Raw genomic sequence first — 22,396 nt, 5'->3', positions numbered from 1 at the left:
CTACACCGTGCCCAAGGAGAATAGTTCATGCCTTCCGCCCGCCCCAAGAGCGCCGCACATACAGACAAACATGGCGACAAGCCGGTGCGCAAGACCGACAAGGATTTGCCGCTGATCGAGGACATACGGCTGCTGGGGCGCATTCTGGGCGATGTGATTCGCGAGCAGGAAGGCGGGCCGGCCTACGAGCTGGTCGAGCAGGTGCGCCAGCTATCGGTGGCCTTCAGGCGCGATGCCGACGAGGCGGCCGACAAGGCGCTCAAGAAGCTGCTCAAGGGACTGTCCAGCGATCAGACGGTGAGCGTGATTCGCGCCTTCACCTACTTCTCGCACCTGGCCAATCTGGCCGAAGACCGCCACCACATCCGCCGCCGCGCCGTGCACGAGCGCGCCGGCAATACGCAGGAAGGCAGCATCGAGGTGGCACTGGCGCGCCTGCGCTGGGCGGGCATCTCGACTGCCACCGTGGTCGATACACTGGCCAAGAGTTTCATCTCGCCCGTGCTGACTGCCCACCCCACCGAGGTGCAGCGCCAGAGCATTCTGACGGCCGAGCGCCGCATCGCCCAGTTGCTGGCCGAGCGCGACGATATCCTGATGCGCGCCCAGCTCTACAACAGCGCCAAGGACGCGCTGACCCCACGCGAGCTGACGCGGGTGGAGGCGCAGCTGCGAGCCTGCGTGGCCCAGCTGTGGCAGACGCGGCTGCTGCGTCATTCCAAGCTGACGGTGGCCGACGAGATCGAGAACGCTCTGTCCTATTACGAGGCCACGTTCCTGCAGGAGATCCCCAAGATCTATGAGCAGCTGGAGCAGGAGCTGGGCGAGAAGCTGCCCGAGCAGAGCTTTTTGCGCATGGGCCAATGGATTGGCGGTGATCGCGACGGCAACCCCTTTGTGACGGCCGAGAGTCTGGAGCTGGCCCTGTCGCGCCAGGCCGATGTGGCACTGCGCCACTATCTGCGCGAGGTGCATTATCTGGGCGGCGAGCTGTCGCTGTCGGCCAATCTGGTGGACATCACGCCCGAGATGCAGGCACTGGCCGATGCTTCGCCCGACCACAATGTGCACCGCAGCGACGAGCCTTATCGCCGGGCGCTGACGGGCATTTATGCGCGGCTGGCTGCGACGCTCAGGCAGCTGACGGGCGGCGAGGCGGCACGCCATGCCGTGGCGCCCCAGAATGCCTATGCATCGGCCGACGCCTTTCTGGCCGATCTGCAGATCATCGACGACTCGCTGTCGCGCTATCACGGCGATGCCCTGGCGCCGCAGCGCCTGCGCCCGCTGATGCGCGCGGTGAGGGTCTTCGGCTTCTATCTGTCCACGGTGGACCTGCGCCAAAGCTCGGACAAGCATGAGGAAGTGGTGCGCGAGCTGCTTTCGGTCGCCAAGGTCGAGTTCGATTACAGCCTGCTCGAAGAAGACGCTAAATGCGCGCTGCTGGTGCGCCTGCTCGAAGACGCACGACCCTTGCGCGTGATGGGCGCCGACTACGGCGACCACACCCGCAGCGAGCTGGCCATCTTCGAGACCGCCAGACGCCTGCGCGAGCGCCTGGGCAGCGAGGCGATTCGCCACTGCATCATCAGCCACACCGAGACCGTCAGCGATCTGCTCGAGGTGCTGCTGCTGCAAAAGGAAGTGGGTTTGCTGCGCGGCACGCTGCAGGACGGTGCGCAATGTGATCTCATCGTGGTGCCGCTGTTCGAGACCATCGAGGACCTGCGCAATGCCGCGCCCATCATGCGCCGCTACTACCAGCTGCCCGGCATTGCCGAGCTGGTCCGAAAAAGCGGTGGCGAGCAGGACATCATGCTGGGCTACAGCGACAGCAACAAGGACGGCGGCATCTTCACCAGCAACTGGGAGCTGTACCGGGCCGAGATTGCGCTGGTCGATCTGTTTGACGATCTGGCCGATCACTACGGCATCCGGCTGCGCATGTTCCACGGCCGCGGCGGCACCGTGGGACGTGGCGGCGGCCCCAGCTACCAGGCCATTCTGGCGCAGCCGCCAGGCACGGTGCGCGGTCAGATCCGCTTGACCGAGCAGGGCGAGGTCATCGCCTCCAAATACGCCAACCCCGAGATCGGACGCCGCAATCTGGAGACCCTGGTGGCCGCTACGCTGGAGGCCACGCTGCTGCAGCCGACCAAGCCGGCGACCAAGGCCTTCCTGGAGGCTGCGGCGTTTCTGTCCGAAGCCAGCATGGCGGCCTATCGCGCCCTGGTCTACGAGACTCCGGGCTTTACCAATTACTTCTTCAGCAGCACGCCGATTCGCGAGATCGCCGAACTCAATATTGGCTCGCGCCCCGCATCGCGCAAGGCGACCCAGGCCATCGAGGACTTGCGCGCCATTCCCTGGGGCTTCAGCTGGGGCCAGTGCCGCCTGACGCTGCCGGGCTGGTATGGCTTCGGCTCGGCGATCCAGGCCTTCATCCACCGTCCGGGCAAGGATGCCAAGGCGCAGCTGGCGCTGTTGCAGAAGATGTACCGCCAGTGGCCGTTCTTCCGCACCTTGCTCTCGAACATGGACATGGTGCTGGCCAAGAGCGACCTGAACCTGGCCTCGCGCTACAGCGAGCTGGTGACCGACACGCGCTTGCGCCGCCGCATCTTCGGTGCGATCGAGGCCGAGTGGCAGAGCACGGTGGAAGCGCTCAACCAGATCACGGGCGACAAGCAGCGCCTGGAGCACAACTCCGCGCTGGCGCGTTCCATCCGCCACCGCTTCCCCTATATCGACCCGCTGAACCACCTGCAGGTGGAGCTGGTGCGCCGCTGGCGTGCGGGACAGACCGACGACAGGGTCAAGAACGGCATCCATCTGTCCATCAACGGCATCGCCGCCGGAGTGCGCAACACGGGTTGAGGTCGCTGATGGATGCTCCTGAATTAGGAGCTTGTGTCGCTAATGAATAAAGGGTTTGAAGCAGATAAATGCTTCAAACCCTTTGTTGTTTGGCGCTGTCAGCTATGGAAGTTGAAGAGCCCTCAAGCAAGCGCGCTTGCACAGCGAGCCATCCAGCAAGCGCTGTCGCAGTTTCTCGGCCATCAAGGCCGGACACGTTGAAGCCGCCGCAGCAGATCACGGAAGATAGGCTGCATCTTTAGGAGCTGCATGTGCCAACGCATAAAGGGTTTGAGGCCAATAAATGCTTCAAACCCTTTGTTGTATGGCGCTAGCAGCTATGAAAGTTGAAAAGCCTTCAAGCACTCATGCTCCAAAAGCGAGACATCAAGCAAGCGCCGCCGCGCAGCGAGGATGTCGTCCCCCTCAGGGGGAAGCCGCAAAGCGGCTCAGGGGAGTCAACCCCTCAGTGAAGCATTAAGGACCCGGCGGCCTTGCTCTTGCCGGCGCGCGCGGGAGGATTGCACAGGCCGCACTGGTAGTGGCGCGCATTCTCGTAAGGCTCGGTCACGAACTGGCCCTTGCAGACCGAGCACTGGGTGCGCGTCAGCATCTGCGCATCGACGAACTTCACCAGGCGCCAGGCGCGGGTAAAGGACAGCAGCACCTCGAGTTCGGCGGCCTGAATCTGTTCGGTATAGAGGCGGTAGGCCTTGGTCAGCTGCTCGGCCGAGTCCAGCTCCACGCCCTTGGACAGGTATTCGTAGATGTTGAGGAACAGCGAGCTGTGGATGTTTTCCTGCCAGGTCAGAAACCAGTCCGTGGAAAACGGCAACTGGCCCTTGGACGGAGACTTGCCCGAGATTTCCTTGTACAGCCGGATCAGGCGTTCATAAGACAGCGTGGTCTCGGACTCCAGCACCTGCATGCGGGCGCCCATCTCGATGAGCATGGCGGCGCGCTCGATTTGCTTGGATTCGTTCAGAACGCTTTTGGTGGCAGTCTTGGCGGCGGGCATCAATCTCTCCTTAAAACCAGGTAGTCGCTAGCGGGTGCTCAGAGCACTTCGGAGACACGGCTGGCCATCAGGATGTTGGCGTGCAGCGTATTGGTGGCGGCATTGCCGATCTTGTTGCTGCTGTGGTTGGTCAGCAGGCTCCAGACCATTTCGTCGTCGGCGCGGAAGCTGGCCAGCAAGGTGTTGCGCGATGCCAGCTTGAGCACCTGGGCCGAAGACAGCGAGCCCAGCAGGTCGCAGGACTCTTCGTTCAGACCCAGACGGAACACGGCCTCGGCCTTGTCCTGGCGGATCAGGGTCTGGGCCAGCATCAGATAGGTGAGGTTGGCTTCGCGGATCTCGGCAAGCAGTTGTTCGTTGTTCATGGGTCCAGTCCTTTCAATCTCGACAGACCGTCACGGCGCACACAAACAAGACGTTAAAAGTGTTTCGATCTGTTGAAATGAATTGTGTTTCAAGCCCTGATCGAACTGAAGTCGGGGAGCGTCGGTATCGCCGGTCTGGTTTTACAGGCAGGCCTGTAAGATTTCCCTTACTGCCTTGCCGTCCTTCGGGATGACTCGGAGTGCCGGGTGGGGGCTGACATTGCGTCAGGCCGGATTCCGCTGGTGCATGTATTGTGAATCTGTCCGAAAGATGACAAACGAGCAAATAGGCGGCTTTTTATTCGGTATCTGATCGCCTATGAAAAAGGCCGCTGGGATTTCCTGTGATAGCGGCTCGAATCCGGGTTGCCAAGCTGCATCGACATGCGATTGCGGACATGGGCATCGGCCATTTCGCCAAGGCCCGGAGCACCGAGACGGAGCGGGCTTGGTCTGGCCTGGCTTGGCACTGATCAAGCGCGCCGCACCGCGCTTGCGCCTGTCCACGGTGATCACGGGGCGCTCCGGCCGTGGCCCAGGGAGTGAACCCGGCAAGCGCGGGGGCGCGTACCTGTTCAAAGCCGGTGCCTGACGCGACACCGACATGCTGAAGCTCAGCCCCGCTCGGCTGGCCGGGAAGGCTGGCTGCACCACTCGCTCCAGCTTCCGGCAAACAAGGCCGTTGGCGCAAGGCCGGCAATGCGCATGGCCAGCACATTGGGGGTGGCGCTGACGCCGCTGCCGCACTGGTGCACCACGCTGGCGGGATCGCGTCCGGCCAGCAACTGCTCGAACTCGGCCTTGAGCAGCGCTGCGGGCTTGAAGCGTCCATCGGCGGCGATATTGCTGCTGAACGGCCGATTCAGCGCGCCCGGGATATGGCCTGCCACGGGGTCCAGGGGCTCGACCTCGCCGCGGTAGCGGGCCGGGGCCCGGGCATCGATGAGGGTCTGGGTGGCCTGACCCAGATCGGCCTCGACCTGATCTACGGTCTTGAGCGTCTCCAGCGGCTGGCCCAGTTCAAAGTTGGACTGGAAATGGCGGGGCTCTTCCCCGCTGCCCACCGCCTGGCCGGCCGTCTGCCAGGCCTGCAGTCCACCATCGAGCACCGCCACGGCATCGTGGCCGGCCCAGCGCAGCATCCACCACAGGCGGCCGCAGTAATTGGCAGCGTTGCGGTCATAGACCACGGCTTGCATATCGTTGGCAAAGCCTATGGACGACAGCCAGGCGGAAAAGCGCTCGCGCGTGGGCAGGGGGTGGCGGCCGCCGGAGGCCGACTGCACGCTGGTGGCGACCTGGCCGTCTTCGCCGGGCGTGCCATGCGGTGCGCTGAGGTCTTTGTCCAGATCGGCGAAGACTGCGCCGGAGATATGGACCTGCAGATACTGCTCGTGGCCGGCAGGCGGATTCATGAGGTCAAAGCTGCAGTCAAACACCATCAAGGGCTTGCCGCTGGCCTTGAGCCCGGCCAGCTGTTCGACGGAAATCAGGGTGTTGTAGTGCTCGGGCGTCGAGTGATTCATGGCTTGCTGCTCCAAAGATTGAATGGCTGCAGACGGCATGGCGTGCAGTCTTGCGGCATGCAGACCATTATGCGATCGGGCCGTAGCGCCGGTGCCCCGCCGCTTCATTGTTTGGATATGGCAAGCCGCGCAGATCCGGCGTGGACTGCGCGGCAGGCTGGGGCTGCTGACGTGCATGGCGAAGGCGCAGGGCGCCCCCTGCCATGGCTAGCCCCTGGAGCGCAAGGCGGTTGCTGCGGCTCCGCTGGCGACGATGAGCACAATGCCGACCCAGCCGATCAGAGGGATGCTTTCGCCAAACAGCACCAGGCTGAGCAGGGCGGCAAACACAATGCCCGAGTACTGCAGATTGGCGACGACCAGGGTGTTGCTCTTGCTGCCTGCCGAGGCATAGGCCTTGGTCATGCAGACCTGGGCCACGGCGGCCAGCACGCCCACGGGCAGCAGCCACAGAGCGCTCCAGCCGGGGAAGGGCGAGATGCCGGTGAACAGCATGGTGATGCCGCCGGCAATGGCCGAACCCACCGAGAAATAGAATACCACGCGAGTTTCAGGCTCGCCCAGGCGCGACAGGGTGGTCACCTGCATATAGGCCATGGCCGCAAACATGCCGCCAAACAGGCCGCCAAGCGCCGCCACCCATTCGCTGGCCGGTGCGCTGCTTGGGCGCAGCACCAGCAGCACGCCGACAAAGCCCGCCACCACCGTGGACACCAGGCCCCAGGGGAAGGGCGGAATGGCGCGGCGGGTTTCGGGTTCGGCCGCATAGGATTTGCGCAGCGTGTGGCGCATCCACAGGCCCTGGGCGATCAGAAACACCGCCATCCAGATGCTGCTCATGGAGTTGAGCGTGGTGGCCGTGGCCAGCGGCAGATGGCCGATGGCATAGAACCAGGCTCCCATGGAGATCACGCCGACGAAGCTGCGCCATGCATGTTCGCGCGAGTACTGGGTGGTCAGCGTCATGCCGCTGCGTCTGGCCAGCCAGACCAGCAGCGCCATGCTGACCAGGCCGCGGTAGAACACGATCTCCGCCGCATTGAAGTCCTGGGAGGCAAACTTCACACACACACTCATGACCGCAAAAATCAAGGCGGCCAACACCATCCACAGGGCTTGCATATCTCACTCAATTCAGCATAAAAAATAGCTGCTGTGCTAAGAACGTGTTTACGATCTCCTCGCGCCGCGACAGAGGCTTTGCGGGATGGGATGCAAGGCGCGATACCACAGCAATAGCCGCGCTATTGCGAGGATTCGCAACGTCGCAGACCGCTCGCAAAGCCCCTGTCCCGAAGGGTTGGAGCGAAATCGGGCGATTTCTGTGCGCTGTCTCTTGCTTGCACCCCGGTGCAAGCAGCGAGCCATCGCTTCGAACTCATCCCGATTGCGCTCCAACGCGGCTGCGTAGAGATCCTAAACACGTTCTTGGAGGGTAAGCGATAGCAGCTATCAGTCTTGAGGCTTACCTCATTCAGCGTTGGGGGACGCTGTCGCCCATGATGCGGCGATACCACTCGTGGAAATGCTGCATGCCGTCTTCCATGGGGCTCTGATAGGGGCCGACCTCGTTGTCGCCGCGTTCATAAAGCGCCCTGCGGCCGCCGTCCATGCGCTCGGCGATCTCGTCGTCCTCGATGCAGGTTTCCATGTAGGCGGCCTTCTGGGCCTGGACGAACTCGGGCTCGAAGGCGGCGATTTCCTCGGGGTAGAAGAACTCCACCACATTCAGCGTCCGGTCCACGGCCAGCGGGTGCAAGGTCGAGACGGTCAGCACATGCGGATACCACTCCACCATGATGTGGGGGTAGTAGGTCAGCCAGATGGCGCCGCGATCGGGCAGCTCGCCGTTGCGGTAGGCCAGCAGCACCTCGTGCCACTTCTTGTAGATGTCCGAGCCCGGATTGCCGAAGCCCGGGGCCACGCCCACAGTCTGCACCGAGTACTCGCTGGCGAATTCCCACTTCAGATCGTCGCAGGTGACGAAGTTGCCCAGACCGGGGTGGAAGGGACCGACGTGATAGTCCTCCAGATAGACCTCGATAAAGGTCTTCCAGTTGTAGTTGCACTCGTGCATCTCGACATGGTCGAGCACGAAGCCGTCGAACTGGAGCTGCTCGCGCAGCTTCATGCCGGCCAGATCGGCCTCGATGTCGCGGCCGTTGTCCTCGAACAGCAGTCCGTTCCACTCACGCAGCTTGTAGTTGTTGAGGTTCAGGCAGGGGTCGTGGCTGAAATGCGGGGCGCCCAGCAGCTCGCCGCTGGTACTGTAGGTCCAGCGGTGCAGCGGGCAGACGATGTTGCCTCCGGCATGGCCCTTGCCTTCGGACAGCAGATTGCCGCGTCCCTTGAGCATCACGGCCTGGCGGTGGCGGCAGACGTTGGAGATCAGCTCGATCTCGCCTTTGGCATTGCGTACCAGCGCCCGCCCCTCTTTTTCCTGAGGCAGGGCGTAGTAGTCGCCTATCTCGGGAACGGCCAGCTGGTGGCCCACGTAGCGCGGGCCGCGCTTGAAAATCGTTTCCAACTCGCGCTGGAACAGCGCCTCGTCGAAATAACTTGAAACTGGTAGTTGGCTTGCGGCCTGCTGCAGTTGAAGACTTAAATCAGTCATGGATGACCTGACCTAAAGACTCCCCACAGGGAGGGTGCACGTGCGCACACGGTAAAAAACGAAACCGGCCTTGTCTGGACACGGGCCTCAGGCAATGGGCGGTGGCGCATGGCCAGCCGACTCGTTTGCCCGACCGGATGACCAGGCACGTGGCCGGCTTGACGGGAATGGGATTATAGGCTGTGGGGTTATTTCCGTTTTTCTGGTACGTGTATTGACGTTATTTCGACGCTGTAGCGATTGATCCTGTCAGCAAGCTGCCAGCCGTCCGCAAACCGTGGCAGGTCGTCAAAAGGGCCGGCGCGGACGGCATCGACCTGGCCGGAAGTCACAGCCAAGACATCTCCCGCCTGCCGGCTTTGCGGGCATTGCACGCCAATGGTGCAGGGACGCCTAAAATCGTCGTTTTCGTCCAACATAGCCCACACCATCCATGCCCAAGGCCGCTGCCGCCAAAAAATCCGAACAGCCTGTCAGCTATGAAGCTGCTTTGCAGGAGCTGGAACAACTGATTGCGCAGATCGAATCGGGTCAGCTTCCGCTGGAGCAGATGCTCAGCGGCTACCAGCGTGCGGCCGAGCTGCTGGGCTTTTGCCGCAGCCAGCTCGAAGCCGTGCAGGAGCAGGTCAAGGTACTGGACGAAGGCAAGCTGTCTGCCTGGACCCAGGACTGATCCCGGTGTCCGCGCTTTGTGCTCTGAAGATGCAGCCCATGAATGAATCAATGATTGCCGAACCATCGACGCCTTTGAACGAGGGCAAGCCTGCCCTGGATTTTTCCGTCTGGATGCAGGAGAGACTGGCGCGCACCGAAGATGCGCTGTCGCGCTGGGTGGGCATCAATGCACCTGCGGGCCTGGGCGAGGCCATGCGCTACGCCGTGCTCGATGGTGGCAAGCGCTTGCGACCGCTGCTGGTCTGGGCGGCCGCCGAGGCGGTGGGCGGTCTGGCTGCGGCCACACTGCGCGCAGGTTGTGCCGTAGAACTGATTCACGCTTATTCCCTGGTGCACGACGACATGCCATGCATGGACAATGACACCATGCGCCGTGGCAAGCCCACCGTGCATGTGCAGTTTGGCGAAGCCTCGGCCCTGCTGGCCGGCGATGCCCTGCAGGCTCTGGCGTTCGAGCTATTGCTGCCTGAAGACGACGGCATTCCCTGTTCCATGCAGGCCAAGCTGTGCCGCCTGCTGGGCGCAGCGGCGGGCAGCCAGGGCATGGCCGGCGGCCAGGCCATCGACCTGGCCAGCGTGGGCAAGCAACTGAGCGAGGCGCAACTGCGCGAAATGCACCGCCTCAAGACCGGTGCGCTGCTGCTGGGCAGCGTGCTCATGGGGGCTGCCTGCAATGCACAGACCGATGCCCGGGCGCTGGCCGCGCTGACCGACTATGGCCAGGCACTGGGCGTGGCCTTCCAGGTGGTGGACGACATTCTGGATGTGGTGGCCGACTCCGCAACGCTGGGCAAGACGGCCGGCAAGGATGCGGCCAATGACAAGCCCACTTTCGTGTCGCTGCTGGGGCTGGAGGCTGCGAGAGCCCATGCCGAGCAGCTGCGCCAGCAGGCCCATGCAGCCTTGACGCGCAGCGGTCTGGCCGACACGCAGGCCTTGGGTGCACTGGCCGATATGGTTGTGCAGCGCACCCACTGAGATTTAATAGAGAAGCCCTGTAATCCAGTATTGGTAAACACTAGCAGCTATTAAAAATATAGAACATGTCCACGAATACCTCTTCCCTGCTGCACAACATCAACGATCCCGCAGATATGCGCGGTCTCTCGCGCTCCCAGCTCAAGAGCCTGGCCGCAGAGCTGCGCACCTATGTGATCGACAGCGTTTCCAGGACCGGCGGGCACCTCAGCTCCAATCTGGGGACGGTGGAGTTGACCGTGGCGCTGCACTCGGTGTTCAACACGCCCTATGACCGCATCGTCTGGGATGTGGGCCATCAGACTTATCCGCACAAGATATTGACCGGTCGCCGCGATCGCATGGGCACGCTGCGCCAGTTCGGCGGCCTGTCCGGCTTTCCCCAGCGGGCCGAGAGCGAATACGACACCTTTGGCACGGCGCACTCGTCCACCAGCATCTCTGCGGCGCTGGGCATGGCTTTGGCCGCCAAGCAAAAAGGCGAAGACCGGCGGGCCATTGCCGTGATCGGTGACGGCGCGATGACGGCAGGTATGGCTTTCGAAGCGCTGAACAACGGCGGCGTGCATGACGCCAACCTGCTGGTCATCCTCAATGACAACGATATGAGCATCAGCCCGCCCGTGGGCGCGCTCAATCGCTATCTGGCCCAGCTGATGAGCGGCCAGTTCTATGCCAAGGCCCGCGATGTGGGCAAGAGCGTCCTGAAGCAGGTGCCGCCCTTGCTGGAGCTGGCCAAGCGTCTGGAACAACAGGCCAAGGGCATGGTCGTGCCTGCCACCATGTTCGAGCAATTCGGCTTCAACTACATCGGTCCCATCGATGGCCATGATCTCGATTCGCTGATTCCCACGTTGGAGAACATCAAGGGTCTCAAGGGGCCTCAGTTCCTGCATGTGGTCACCAAGAAAGGCCAGGGCTACAAGCTGGCCGAGGCCGACCCCGTGGCCTATCACGGCCCCGGGAAATTCGACCCGGCGGTCGGTCTGGTCAAGCCAGCCACGCCTGCCAAGCAGACCTTCACCCAGGTGTTTGGTCACTGGCTCTGCGATATGGCTGCCAAGGACCAGCGTCTGGTCGGCATCACACCCGCCATGCGTGAAGGCTCGGGCATGGTGGAGTTCCACAAGCGCTTTCCCGGCCGCTACTACGACGTGGGCATCGCCGAGCAGCATGCAGTCACTTTCGCTGGCGGTATGGCCTGCGAAGGCGTCAAGCCCGTGGTGGCCATCTATTCCACTTTCTTGCAGCGTGCCTACGACCAACTGATCCACGACGTTGCGCTGCAGAACCTGCCCGTGGTGTTTGCGCTGGACCGCGCCGGGCTGGTGGGCGCCGACGGTGCTACGCACGCCGGCGCTTACGACATCGCCTTTGTGCGCTGCATTCCCAATATGAGCATGGCCTGCCCGGCGGACGAACGCGAAACGCGCCAGTTGCTGACCACGGCCTATGAGCAGGATCACCCTGTCTGCGTGCGCTACCCGCGCGGCGCCGGTGTTGGAGTGACTCCGCTTGAAAGCCTGGAAGGCCTGCCCTTTGGCAAGGGCGAGATGCGCCGGGAGTCAGCCTCCAAAAAGGTGGCGATTCTGGCCTTTGGCAGCTTGCTGTACCCTGCCTTGCAGGCCGCCGAGGCCTTGGATGCCAGTGTTGCCAATATGCGCTGGGCCAAGCCTCTCGATGAAGAGCTGTTGCTTCAGATCGCTGCAGATCATGAGCTCATCGTCACGCTGGAAGAAGGCTGCGTCATGGGCGGCGCTGGCAGTGCCGTGATGGAATGCCTGGCTGCCAACGGCCTGAGCAAGAGCGTGCTGCAGCTGGGTCTGCCCGACGAGTTCATCGAGCATGGCGACCCCGCCAAGCTGCTTGCGCTGCAGGGGCTGGATGCGGCAGGCATCGAGGCCTCCATCCGAAAGCGTCTGGCTGCGGGCTGATGCGATAGGGACATCGTTTACGCAAAACGGGTTCAGGCAGATGCCCGCTGCCAGGGAGGCAGGCCGTTGCTGCATCCTTGTTTGCGTAAGTCATGATGGACTGAAACCAGGCCCTTCATCGAAGGGCCTTTTTCTTTGCTTGCCGTCAAGAAAACTGACGGCAACCGCGAATCGCCACACGGCCGGCGTCTGCGTTCCTAGAATGCCTGTGGCTGCCGGCCTGCGATCAGGCTGCTGCAGCCGGCTTTGCAATGGACAACTACTAGCGGAGAAATATTCATGGATCGTCGCTCACTCGTCAAACATGTGGGCATGGCCGGTGTGCTGGCAGCGGGCGTGGCTCCTGCGGTGCGCAGCCAGGAGCTGCTGCGCTGGCGCTTGGTGACGAGTTTTCCCAAAGTCCTCGACGCCATCTCTGGCGGGGCCGAGAAATTTGCCCAGTCGCTGCGGCTTATGTCGGGCGGCCAGATCGAGGTCAGCGTGCACTCTGCAGGCGAGCTGATGCCTGCCTTTGGCGTGATGGAGGGGGTGCAGAACGGCTCGGTCGAAATGGCTTTGACCGCTCCCTACTATTTCACCGACAAGGACTACTGCTTTGCACTGGGTTGTGCCGTGCCCTTTGGTCTGACGGCGCGGCAGATGGATGCCTGGATGGAGTATGGAGGTGGGCGCAAGCTCATGGATGATTTCTACGCCCAGTACAACATCAGGAGTCTGAGCGCCGGCAACACCGGCACGCAGATGGGGGGCTGGTATCGCAAGGAAATCAAGACCGTGCAGGATCTGCATGGTCTGCGCATGCGCGCTGGCGGCGGCTTGCTCGGCGATGCGCTGCAAAAGCTGGGCGTGCAGGCCGTCAACATGCCCATTGCCGATGCGCAGCAGGCGCTGGAAAAGAACCGCCTCGATGCGGTGGAGTTCGTCGGCCCCTATGACGACCAGAAGCTGGGCTTCGGCAAGATCGCGCCCTACTACTACTATCCGGGCTGGTGGGAGGGCGGTGCCGAGCTGGCCTATTTCATCAATGCCAAGGCCTTTGCGGCCCTGACGCCCGAGCTGCGTGCCATGGTGGAGGCCGCAGCGGCGCTGGCCGCCAAGGATCTGACTGCCAAGTACCTGGCGTACAACCCCGCTGCGCTCAAGAAGCTGCTCAGCGAACGCGTGCAACTGCGAGCCTTTCCACGCGAGCTCATGGATGCGGGGTTCAAGGCCGTGATGGCCACCATGGCCGAGCATGAAGCCAAGTCGGCGCAGTTCAAGAAAATTCACAGAAGCATGCGCGGATTTCAGCACGACCAGTTGCTCTGGGATCGTTTCTCCGAGTTCCGCTATGCCAGTTATATGAGTGCGGTACGCCTGTAGTGATTGATTGTTTTCAATTGGGCGCGCATCACTAGGTAGAACTTCTTAAGCGAACGGTCACTTTTTAGCGCTTGCGAAACGGTTGGCTCGTGTACATTTTGTGCCTGTTGCATAAAACAAGCTGGCATAGATCAGTGGTCTGTATCAGCTCAATTCGTTCCTCAAGGAGACTAAAGTGGATCGTCGTTCCATTCTGAAAAATGCCGGTATCGCCGGCGTGCTGGCCGCGGGTGCAGCACCTGCTGTTCACGCCCAGGCCGCTGTGCGCTGGCGCCTGGCCTCCAGCTTCCCCAAGTCGCTGGACACCATCTTCGGCAGTGCTGAAAAGCTGTCGCAACTGGTCAAGGCCATGTCGGGCGGCAAGTTTGAGATTTCGGTGCATCCCGCTGGCGAGCTGATGCCCGCTTTCGGTGTGGTGGATGCGCTGCAGGGCGATACCATTGACATGGCACAGACCGCTGCCTACTACTTCACCGGCAAGGACCCCATCTTCGCCTTCAGCTGCGCCGTGCCCTTCGGCCTGACCGCACTGCAGATGAACGGCTGGAAGGACCATGGCAACGGCCGCAAGCTCCTCGACGCCTTCTTTGCCAAGTACAACTTCAAGACCGCATCGGCCGGCAACACCACGACCCAGATGGGCGGCTGGTACCGCAAGGAAATCAAGACCGTGGAAGACCTCAAGGGTCTGAAGATGCGTCTGGGCGGCGGCGTGTTCGGCGAGGCCATGGCCAAGCTGGGCGTGGTGGCGCAGAACATGCCCGCTGGCGATGTTTACCAGGCTCTGGAAAAGGGTACGTTGGACGCCGTGGAATTCGTCGGTCCCTACGACGATGAAAAGCTGGGCTTCAACAAGGTTGCGCCTTACTACTACTATCCCGGCTGGTGGGAAGGCTCTGCCGAGCTGGAGTTCTTCATCAACATCAAGAAGTACAACGCGCTGTCGCCCGAGAACAAGGCGATCCTGGACGCTGCAACCCGCGTGGCTGCCGCCGACATGACCAGCAAGTACCAGGTGCTGAATCCTCAGGCCATCAAGCGCCTGGTGGCCAACAAGACCCAGCTCAAGATGTTCCCCAAGCCTTTGATGGACGCCGGTTTCAAGGCCTCCATGGAAGTGTTTGCCGAGCACGAAGCCAAGTCGCCCGAATTCAAGAAGATCCACCAGGACATGCGCGCCTTCCAGCGCGACCAGATTCTGTGGAACCGCTTCTCCGAGTATCCCTTCAATCAGTACATGGCGACTGCCAAGATCTGATTCCGGTCAGACTCAAGACTGCCGGCGTCATGCGCTGGCTGCAAAAAAACCGCAGCTTGCTGCGGTTTTTTCATGCGCCCGACATTATGCAAGCCTGAGTTGAGCGGCTCCTGCGTCGGATAGCGCAAACAGCAAATCCTCCAGGGCTTCGACAGGTGCAGAGCCAAGATCTATGGTCGCTTTCACTCCTCCTGCCAGGACTTGCGGGTCCGACATGAAGTGAACGACTTGCTGCAGCCCCGCTGCATCCGGCTCGTTTTCATCATCTCCATCAAACCAGTCGTTGAACCAGTCTATGAGCGCTTTGGAGGCCTTCTCTTCTGTCAGACCTTGCACTTCCAGCGACAGCCAGTCCCAGACAAAGGGCTGCAGCTCCACTGCGGAATCACCGATGCGGAAATGAATGGGTTCGAAATCGAGCCGCGTCTGTGAATCCACTTGTACAGGTTCTGCGCTGTCTTCCGATACGGGGATGGCATCGACCCTGCAGGGCAGATTCCATGCACCTTCGGTGGCCAGCGTTCCATCGCTGTTGCGATAGGCCGGCTCTACATAAGAGTCCTGAGCATTGGCTGCCTGTGACAGCAGGTCTGCGTATGGTTGACGGATGGCCGTCAGCAATTCGGCGATGGTCATTGCGGTTTCCTGGGAAAGCAGCAAATCTATCACTCAGCAATCTCTGCTCAATGAAAAAGCCCCGGCTCTGGTGAGCCGGGGCTGTATCAGCGGAGGGTGCCGATTTACTTGCTCGCAGGAGCTGCGTTCAGTGAATCCTGCAAGGCCTTGGCCGGATCATCCGAACCATAGCCGCCCGCATCGGGTGCGGCCGGGGCAGGTTGGCTGCCCTCGGCAGGGGTGGGCACTGCAGAGCCTTCTTCGCCGCCCTCAGGGGCCCCGAAGGGGTTGTCTGCTCCATAGCCACCGCCAGCATCGTTGAGCTGGTTGAGCATCTCGTCGCCCACCTTGTTCATGTCCACGACCACCGGTTTGTCGAGCGCGCCGGTCACGATGCCGGGGAAGGCAATCAGCACACCCACCATCACCAGCTGAATCAGCACAAAAGGCACGGCACCCTTGTAGATCTGCATGGTGGTGACGGGCTCGATGACCTTGTGCGTGACCTTGTCGACGTACTGCTTGTCCGGAGCGACCGAGCGCAGGAAGAACAGTGCAAAACCGAAGGGCGGATGCATGAACGAGGTCTGCATGTTCACGGCCAGCAGCACGCCGAACCAGATCAGGTCGATGCCCATCTTCTCGGCCACGGGGCCTAGCAGCGGCACCACGATGAACGAGAGTTCAAAGTAGTCCAGGAAGAAGGCCAGGAAGAAGATCATGATGTTGACCACGATCAGGAAGCCCACCTGGCCGCCGGGCAGGCTGGTCAGCAGATGCTCCACCCACTTGGGGCCGTCGGCGGCCTGGAACACCAGGCTGAAGGTGGTGGCGCCGATCATGATGAACATCACAAAGCTTGCCAGCTTGGTGGTCGAGGCCAGGGCCTGCTTGAGCAGATCCATGTTCAGGCGACGGCGGGCAAAACCCATGATGAGGGCAGCCATGGCTCCCATGGCGCCGCCTTCTGTCGGAGTCGCAATGCCCAGGAAGATGGTGCCCAGCACCAGGAAGATCAGCAGCAGAGGGGGGATCAGCACAAAGGTCACACGCTCGGCCAGCTTGGACAGCAGGCCCAGCTTGAGGACCCGGTTGAGCGAGGCGATCACAAAGGCGATGAACGTGCCGCCGCACATGGCGGTGACGATTTTCTCGTCAGTGGGTACATCCAGCACTTCCTTGCCCTGCCACCAGGTGTGCAGGTCGGCCATGTGATTGGCCAGGAAGATGGCCACGATGGTCGAGATGCCCATGACCACGGCCAGCGAGGTATAGCCACCGTTGCCATTGGCCTCGCGGTAGATGCGTGCCTCCACAGGCAGGGCAGGCACCATCTTGGGCTTGAAGATGGCGAGAATCACCACCCACAACACATACAGACCCATGAGCATGAAGCCGGGAATGAAGGCGCCCTTGTACATATCGCCCACGCTCTTGCCCAACTGGTCGGCCATCAGAATCAGCACCAGCGAGGGCGGAATGATCTGTGCCAGCGTACCCGAGGCTGCAATCACGCCCGATGACAGACGACGGTCATAGCCATAGCGCAACATGATGGGCAGAGAGATCAGGCCCATGGAGATCACCGAAGCGGCAACCACACCGGTGGTGGCGGCCAGCAGCGCGCCCACAAAGATCACGGCCAGCGCCAGACCGCCGCGGATGGGGCCGAACACCTGACCGACTGTGTCGAGCAGGTCCTCTGCCATGCCTGAGCGTTCGAGAATCAGGCCCATCAAGGTGAAGAAAGGCACGGCCAGCAAGGTGTCGTTGGCCATGATGCCGATCAGGCGCTGGGGTAGCCAGGCCATCACGGAGGAGGGGAAGACGCCCAGTTCGATGCCCAGGAAGCCGAAGGCCAGGCCTGCTGCACCCAGGCTGAAGGCCACGGGAAATCCCAGCAGCAAAAAGCAGATCAGCCCCGCGAACATGATGGGGGCGTAGTTGGTAGCGATAAATTCCATCGATTGTCTCCCGCTACCGTTAGGCCTTGGCCTGGGCGGCCAGCGCCTCAGCCTGCTTGCGATCGGCTTCGGCACGCAGGGCCTCGGCCAGTTCTTCCTCGGCGCTCTTGTCGCTGAGCTTGCCCATGGGGTCAGGGCCGTCACCGGTCAGGAAGGCAATCCGCTTGATCAGCTCGGAGATGCCCTGCAGCAGCAGCAAGGTGATGCCCACAGGAATCGCCGTCCATACGGGCCAGCGGATCAGCCCGCCGGGGTTGCCCGACATTTCGCCGGACTGGTACATCTGAATCACCACCGGCATGCTCAGCCACAGAATGGTCAGGCATAGCGGGGTGAGAAAGAAGGCAAAGCCGATGATGTCGATCCAGACCTGGGCCTTTTTGGACAGGCGGCTGTTGATCACGTCGATGCGCACATGCTCGCGATGCAGCAGGGTGTAGCCCGCAGCAATCAGAAATGACCATGCGAACAGATACCACTGGACTTCCAGAAAGGCATTGGAGCTGGTGTCAAAGGCCTTGCGAACAATGGCGTTGGCGGCGCTGATGAAGGTGGCGGCAAATATCAGCCAGATGGAATATTTGCCGACAAAGGCGTTGAGCCTGTCGATAGCCCTGGACAGGGCGAGTAAAGCCTGCATGGTGTCTCCAAAAAGTAGGCTGTGTATGCGTCGCGCTGTTGGGGCTGGTAAGCCTCAGGGCGATCTGAGTTTTTGAACCAAACTGGAGATTCTACGGACGCAGGTATGGTGTTTTTTACAAATACGCACGCAAATGTGGCGTCCGAGCGTCAGTTGTGCTTGCTATGCGTACGATAGCTGGAAGTGCACGGCTGGTGCAGCTTAGATGATTGTTTTATTGAGGTATTTTGTATTTGTCATGGGCTTGCTTGCTAGTGTGCGCCTGCTGTCGTGGAGGGCGTTTTCGCGCTGAAACTAGGGCAAATCCGTAGAGAGCCAAACTGCATCGGATCCGGTTCAAGACCTCTTATTTGCTGGCCAGCCGGCGATAGAGCGTGGCCCGGCTCAATCCCAGGTTGCGGGCGGCCACGGTTACATTCCCGTGAGCCTCCTGCATGGCTTGCTGAATCAGCAGCAACTCGCTGGTGCGCAGCGGCGTGGTCATGGCATTGGCAGATGTTGCCCGACAGGCTGCGCCGGACCCCGGCATGATGGGGGCGCGCAGCAAGGGACCGGCCTGTGCCAGCGCCAGAAGGCGCAGGCCGGACCACAGCGGCAGTTGCAGTGGCGCCTCGGGCCGCTGGCGCGCATGTTCGATCAGATGACTCCAGGGCAGGGCCAGCAGCTCATGGCTCTGGATGAGCGAGTCCTCCCCAGGGGCTTGCAGAGGACGCGGCACCAGTTGCCTGGCCACGGTATTGCTGCCCAGCAATCGGCCTTCGGCATCAAATACCATCAGGCCTTCGCCTTCCTGGCCCAGAGGTCCGCCGGGCCAGTTCACGCGCAGCAGCAGGGTATGAGGCAGGGCCCGCAGCAATCGATCTTCGATGGCGCGTGCGCAGCGCAGTGCCAGCAGCAGCAGTTCGGGGCGCTCTGGTACATCAATGCCGGTGATGTCCAGCATGCCCAGGCACTCGCCCTGAGGGCCGAATACCGGAGCGCCTGCGCAGCTGTAGTCGCGCAGGTCGTCAAAGAAATGCTCCTGCCTGTGCAGCCATACCGGGCTGAGTTCGGCCAGTGTCGCGCCTATGGCTGAGGTGCCCACGCCGCGCTCGGACAGATCCACGCCGACACGGCCTACGGCCAGTGCGCGCAGATCGCTGTGGTCGACGGGGCCTTGCACTTCAAGTGCCAGTCCCTGGGCATCGGTCAGCAGGCAGAAGTAGCGCATGGCACCCACGGCCGCGACCAGCTGCGTCATGACCGGACGTGCGGCCTGTAGCAGCAACTGGTGCTTGTCCTGGGCGTGGCGCAGCGCGTGAGGTCCGACGGCCTCGAACTCCACTTTTTGCGCGGGATGACGGCCCTGCGCCACGCAGCGCTGCCACGAGCGCCAGAGCCAGGGAGCCAGGCCAGACGGTGCCAGCGCATGGGATGAGTCCATCGCCAGCAACTGCTGCCTGGCTAGTACAAGCAGTGAATCGCGTGCACCTGGATGGGCTGCGGCTTGCGCAGAAAGGGCGGGGCTGGCGGGCGACATGCGGACTCCGGACAGTGTTTCATTTTGAGAATATCTGTGCGTGTTTCGCCTGGCTTGGGGGTCAACCCTAGCGCCTTGCATCGCGGTAACTGCCCACCATAGAGAGTGCGGTTGTGCTTTGTTACCCAATTCTTCGGATAAAGGCAGGAGGCATCACGATGAATGTTCAGTTCCTGGTCAATGGCCGCGCGGCCAGCATTGACGTCCCCCCCAATACCTTGCTGGTGCAGGCGCTGCGTGAACAGCTGCGCCTCACGGGCACCCATGTGGGCTGCGATACCAGCCAGTGCGGAGCCTGCACGGTGCTGGTCAATGGCAAGGCCATCAAGTCCTGCACCATGCTAGCCGTGCAGGCTCAGGGTGCGGAGGTGCAGACCATAGAGGGCATGGCCGCTGCCGATGGAACCATGCATCCCATGCAGGCGGCCTTCAAGCAGTGCCATGGCCTGCAGTGCGGCTTCTGCACGCCCGGCATGGTGATGAGTGCGGTGGATCTGTGCCGCCAAAAGCCTCAGGCCACCGATGCCGAAATCCGCGAACTGCTCGAAGGCAATATCTGCCGCTGTACGGGCTACCAGAACATCGTCGCCGCTGTCAAAGTGGGTCGCGACGGCATGAGCGCCAGCTGAGCAGCGCATCACAACTAGAAGAGGAGACACACCATGGGTGCATCTGACTTTTCCAAGCTGCCGCATATCGGCGAAGCCGTTCTGCGCCGCGAGGATGATCGCTTTCTGACCGGCTCAGGCCAGTACACGGACGACATCACGCTGGGCGCGCAGGCCTATGCGGTATTTGTGCGCTCGCCCCATGCTCATGCCAGATTGCGCAGCGTCAACGTGGATGCCGCCAAGGCAGCGCCAGGCGTGGTCGGCGTGCTCACGGGTGCCGATGTGGCGGCCGCCGGCATCAACGGCCTGCCCTGCGGCTGGCTGATCACCAGCACCAATGGCGAGCCCATGAAGGAGCCGCCGCACCCGATTCTGGCCCTCGATACCGTGCGCTATGTGGGCGACCAGGTGGCCATGGTGGTTGCCGAGACCCTGCAGCAGGCACGCGATGCGGCCGAGCTGGTGGAGGTCGATTACGCGGTGCTGCCTGCGGTCGTGAACGTGGCCGATGCGGCGGGTGGCAAAAAGCCCGGCGCCGTGGTTCACGATATCGCCCCCGACAACCGCTGCTACCAGTGGGCGATAGGCGACAAGGCAGCCGTGGATGCCGTGTTTGCGGGCGCGGCCCATGTGACGCGGCTGGACCTGGTCAACAACCGCCTGATTCCCAATGCCATGGAGCCGCGCGTGGCCATAGGCAGCTACAACCGCGCCATGGATGAGTACACGCTGTACGTGGCCAACCAGAACCCGCATGTGGAGCGGCTGCTGATGACGGCTTTCGTCATGGGCCTGCCCGAGAGCAAGGTGCGCGTGATTGCTCCCGATGTGGGCGGCGGCTTCGGCTCCAAGATCTTTCTGTATGCCGAGGATGTCTGCCTGACCTGGGCGGCCAAGAAGCTCAACCGCAATATCAAGTGGACGGCCGATCGCAGCGAGTCCTTCCTGACCGATGCGCATGGCCGCGACCATGTCAGCCATGCCGAGATGGCCATGGACGCCGATGGCAAGTTCCTCGCCATGCGTGTGCACACCGATGCGAATCTGGGCGCCTATCTGTCCACTTTCGCCAGCGCCGTGCCCACCATTCTTTATGCAACCTTGCTGGCGGGTCAGTACACCACGCCGCAAATCCATATTGAGGTCGATGCCTGGTTCACCAACACTTCGCCCGTGGATGCCTACCGGGGTGCAGGCCGCCCCGAGGCCACTTATCTGCTTGAGCGCCTGGTTAGCCGCTGTGCCTGGGAGATGAATCTGTCCCAGGCCGAGATCCGGCGTCGCAACTTCATCACCAGCTTTCCCTATCAGACGCCAGTGGCGCTGCAGTACGACACCGGCGACTACAAGGCCTGCATGGATCAGGCCGAGCAACTGGCCGATGTGGCGGGCTTTGCGACCCGGCGCGCAGCCAGCGAGGCCAGAGGCCTCAAGCGCGGCCTGGGCTACAGCAGCTACATCGAGGCCTGTGGCCTTGCTCCCAGCAATATTGCCGGGGCGCTAGGCGCACGTGCCGGTCTGTTCGAGTGCGGCGAGGTGCGCGTTCATCCCACGGGCAGCGTGACGGTGTTTACGGGCTCGCACAGTCATGGTCAGGGGCATGAGACCACTTTTGCCCAGGTGGTGGCGGCCCGACTGGGCATTCCCGTCGAGCATGTGGAGATCGTCCATGGCGATACGGGCCGCGTGCCCTTTGGCATGGGCACCTATGGCTCGCGCTCCATCAGCGTCGGAGGTGCGGCCATCATGAAGGCGCTGGACAAGATCGAGGCCAAGGCCAAGAAGATTGCCGCCCACCTGATGGAGGCCAGCGATGCCGACATCGACTTCGCAGGAGGCGAGTTCACGGTACGCGGCACCGACAGAAAGCTGCCGTTCGCCCAGATTGCGCTGACGGCCTATGTGCCGCACAACTATCCGCTGGACAAGCTGGAGCCGGGGTTGGACGAGACCGCTTTTTACGATCCCACCAACTTCACTTTCCCGGCCGGCACCTATATCTGCGAGGTCGAGGTGGACCCTGCCACGGGCGTGGTGCGTGTCGACCGCTTCAGTGCCGTGGACGATTTCGGCACCATCATCAACCCCATGATCGTGGAGGGGCAGGTCCATGGCGGACTGGCCCAGGGCATAGGCCAGGCGCTGCTGGAAAACTGCGTCTACGACCGTGACTCGGGTCAGTTGCTGACCGGCAGCTTCATGGACTACGCCATGCCCCGCGCCGACGATCTGCCCGATTTCAAGCTGGGTACGGTTTGCACGCCATGCACCCATAACCCGCTGGGTACCAAGGGCTGCGGCGAGGCCGGGGCCATAGGCTCGCCGCCAGCCGTCATCAATGCCGTGCTCGATGCTCTGCATTCCCTGGGTGTCAAGGATCTGGACATGCCTGCCAGCCCGCACCGCGTGTGGGAAGCCATCGATGCTGCACGCCCCTGAGGCACCCGACTGAGAGGAAGAG

The 22,396-nt window shown here is 62.1% G+C and carries 18 protein-coding genes; 8 read left to right on the top strand and 10 right to left on the bottom strand.

Features of this window, described 5'->3' with window-relative positions; genetic code table 11:
• Positions 1 to 27 precede the first annotated feature (27 nt).
• Complete coding sequence (ppc, locus tag FSY45_RS21000) at positions 28 to 2,877, top strand: phosphoenolpyruvate carboxylase (RefSeq protein WP_003069143.1); 2,850 nt, start codon at positions 28 to 30, stop codon at positions 2,875 to 2,877.
• Positions 2,878 to 3,322: 445 nt separating this feature from the next.
• Here the strand turns inward: ppc and flhC are convergent, their stop codons facing one another.
• The 6 genes from flhC to FSY45_RS20970 form a co-directional block, all read right to left on the bottom strand.
• Entirely contained in the window at positions 3,323 to 3,874 is a 552-nt protein-coding gene (gene flhC / locus FSY45_RS20995) for a flagellar transcriptional regulator FlhC (protein ID WP_003052834.1), read from the bottom strand.
• A gap of 38 nt (positions 3,875 to 3,912) precedes the next feature.
• The gene (flhD, locus tag FSY45_RS20990) at positions 3,913 to 4,239 is read right to left on the bottom strand and encodes a flagellar transcriptional regulator FlhD (protein WP_003069145.1); all 327 of its coding nucleotides are present in this window, start codon (positions 4,237 to 4,239) and stop codon (positions 3,913 to 3,915) included.
• A gap of 614 nt (positions 4,240 to 4,853) precedes the next feature.
• On the bottom strand, positions 4,854 to 5,765 hold the full coding sequence (locus FSY45_RS20985; protein ID WP_046460934.1) for a sulfurtransferase: 912 nt from the start codon (positions 5,763 to 5,765) through the stop codon (positions 4,854 to 4,856).
• 207 nt (positions 5,766 to 5,972) lie between these two features.
• Positions 5,973 to 6,887, bottom strand: coding sequence for a DMT family transporter (locus tag FSY45_RS20980; RefSeq protein ID WP_046460916.1), 915 nt, complete (start codon positions 6,885 to 6,887; stop codon positions 5,973 to 5,975).
• 352 nt (positions 6,888 to 7,239) lie between these two features.
• Complete coding sequence (locus tag FSY45_RS20975; RefSeq protein WP_003069154.1) at positions 7,240 to 8,379, bottom strand: aromatic ring-hydroxylating dioxygenase subunit alpha; 1,140 nt, start codon at positions 8,377 to 8,379, stop codon at positions 7,240 to 7,242.
• 188 nt (positions 8,380 to 8,567) lie between these two features.
• On the bottom strand, positions 8,568 to 8,798 hold the full coding sequence (locus tag FSY45_RS20970) for a hypothetical protein (RefSeq protein WP_100086428.1): 231 nt from the start codon (positions 8,796 to 8,798) through the stop codon (positions 8,568 to 8,570).
• Positions 8,799 to 8,812: 14 nt separating this feature from the next.
• Between FSY45_RS20970 and xseB the strand changes: the two genes are divergently transcribed.
• From xseB to FSY45_RS20945, 5 genes are all read left to right on the top strand, one after another.
• Positions 8,813 to 9,052 (top strand): exodeoxyribonuclease VII small subunit, encoded by a 240-nt coding sequence (gene xseB / locus FSY45_RS20965; protein WP_003069159.1) that lies wholly within the window; start codon positions 8,813 to 8,815, stop codon positions 9,050 to 9,052.
• A gap of 38 nt (positions 9,053 to 9,090) precedes the next feature.
• Entirely contained in the window at positions 9,091 to 10,032 is a 942-nt protein-coding gene (locus FSY45_RS20960) for a polyprenyl synthetase family protein (protein WP_003069162.1), read from the top strand.
• Between the two features lie 65 nt (positions 10,033 to 10,097).
• Positions 10,098 to 11,966: a 1-deoxy-D-xylulose-5-phosphate synthase gene (gene dxs / locus FSY45_RS20955; RefSeq protein WP_046460915.1), complete on the top strand. Its 1,869-nt coding sequence runs from the start codon at positions 10,098 to 10,100 to the stop codon at positions 11,964 to 11,966.
• A 279-nt stretch (positions 11,967 to 12,245) separates the two neighbouring features.
• Complete coding sequence (locus tag FSY45_RS20950; RefSeq protein WP_046460914.1) at positions 12,246 to 13,328, top strand: TRAP transporter substrate-binding protein; 1,083 nt, start codon at positions 12,246 to 12,248, stop codon at positions 13,326 to 13,328.
• A gap of 175 nt (positions 13,329 to 13,503) precedes the next feature.
• A complete protein-coding gene (locus tag FSY45_RS20945; protein ID WP_003069176.1) occupies positions 13,504 to 14,586 on the top strand; it encodes a TRAP transporter substrate-binding protein in 1,083 nt (360 codons plus the stop codon).
• A gap of 84 nt (positions 14,587 to 14,670) precedes the next feature.
• Here the strand turns inward: FSY45_RS20945 and FSY45_RS20940 are convergent, their stop codons facing one another.
• The 4 genes from FSY45_RS20940 to FSY45_RS20925 all read right to left on the bottom strand — a co-directional run bounded on the left by FSY45_RS20940 (position 14,671) and on the right by FSY45_RS20925 (position 19,324).
• Positions 14,671 to 15,222, bottom strand: coding sequence for a hypothetical protein (locus tag FSY45_RS20940; RefSeq protein WP_003069178.1), 552 nt, complete (start codon positions 15,220 to 15,222; stop codon positions 14,671 to 14,673).
• A gap of 104 nt (positions 15,223 to 15,326) precedes the next feature.
• The gene (locus FSY45_RS20935) at positions 15,327 to 17,165 is read right to left on the bottom strand and encodes a TRAP transporter large permease subunit (RefSeq protein WP_046460913.1); all 1,839 of its coding nucleotides are present in this window, start codon (positions 17,163 to 17,165) and stop codon (positions 15,327 to 15,329) included.
• A gap of 19 nt (positions 17,166 to 17,184) precedes the next feature.
• Complete coding sequence (locus FSY45_RS20930) at positions 17,185 to 17,805, bottom strand: TRAP transporter small permease subunit (protein ID WP_003069181.1); 621 nt, start codon at positions 17,803 to 17,805, stop codon at positions 17,185 to 17,187.
• Positions 17,806 to 18,151: 346 nt separating this feature from the next.
• Positions 18,152 to 19,324, bottom strand: a complete 1,173-nt coding sequence (locus tag FSY45_RS20925) for a helix-turn-helix domain-containing protein (RefSeq protein WP_046460912.1) — start codon at positions 19,322 to 19,324, stop codon at positions 18,152 to 18,154.
• Positions 19,325 to 19,482: 158 nt separating this feature from the next.
• Between FSY45_RS20925 and FSY45_RS20920 the strand changes: the two genes are divergently transcribed.
• Positions 19,483 to 19,953, top strand: a complete 471-nt coding sequence (locus tag FSY45_RS20920) for a (2Fe-2S)-binding protein (protein WP_003069186.1) — start codon at positions 19,483 to 19,485, stop codon at positions 19,951 to 19,953.
• A gap of 33 nt (positions 19,954 to 19,986) precedes the next feature.
• Positions 19,987 to 22,374, top strand: coding sequence for a xanthine dehydrogenase family protein molybdopterin-binding subunit (locus FSY45_RS20915; protein WP_003069188.1), 2,388 nt, complete (start codon positions 19,987 to 19,989; stop codon positions 22,372 to 22,374).
• The last annotated feature ends 22 nt before the right edge of the window (positions 22,375 to 22,396 follow it).

Source organism: Comamonas sp. Z1 (assembly GCF_008121555.1).
GTDB lineage: Bacteria > Pseudomonadota > Gammaproteobacteria > Burkholderiales > Burkholderiaceae_C > Comamonas > Comamonas thiooxydans.
This window is presented reverse-complemented; position numbering and strand designations above follow the sequence as displayed.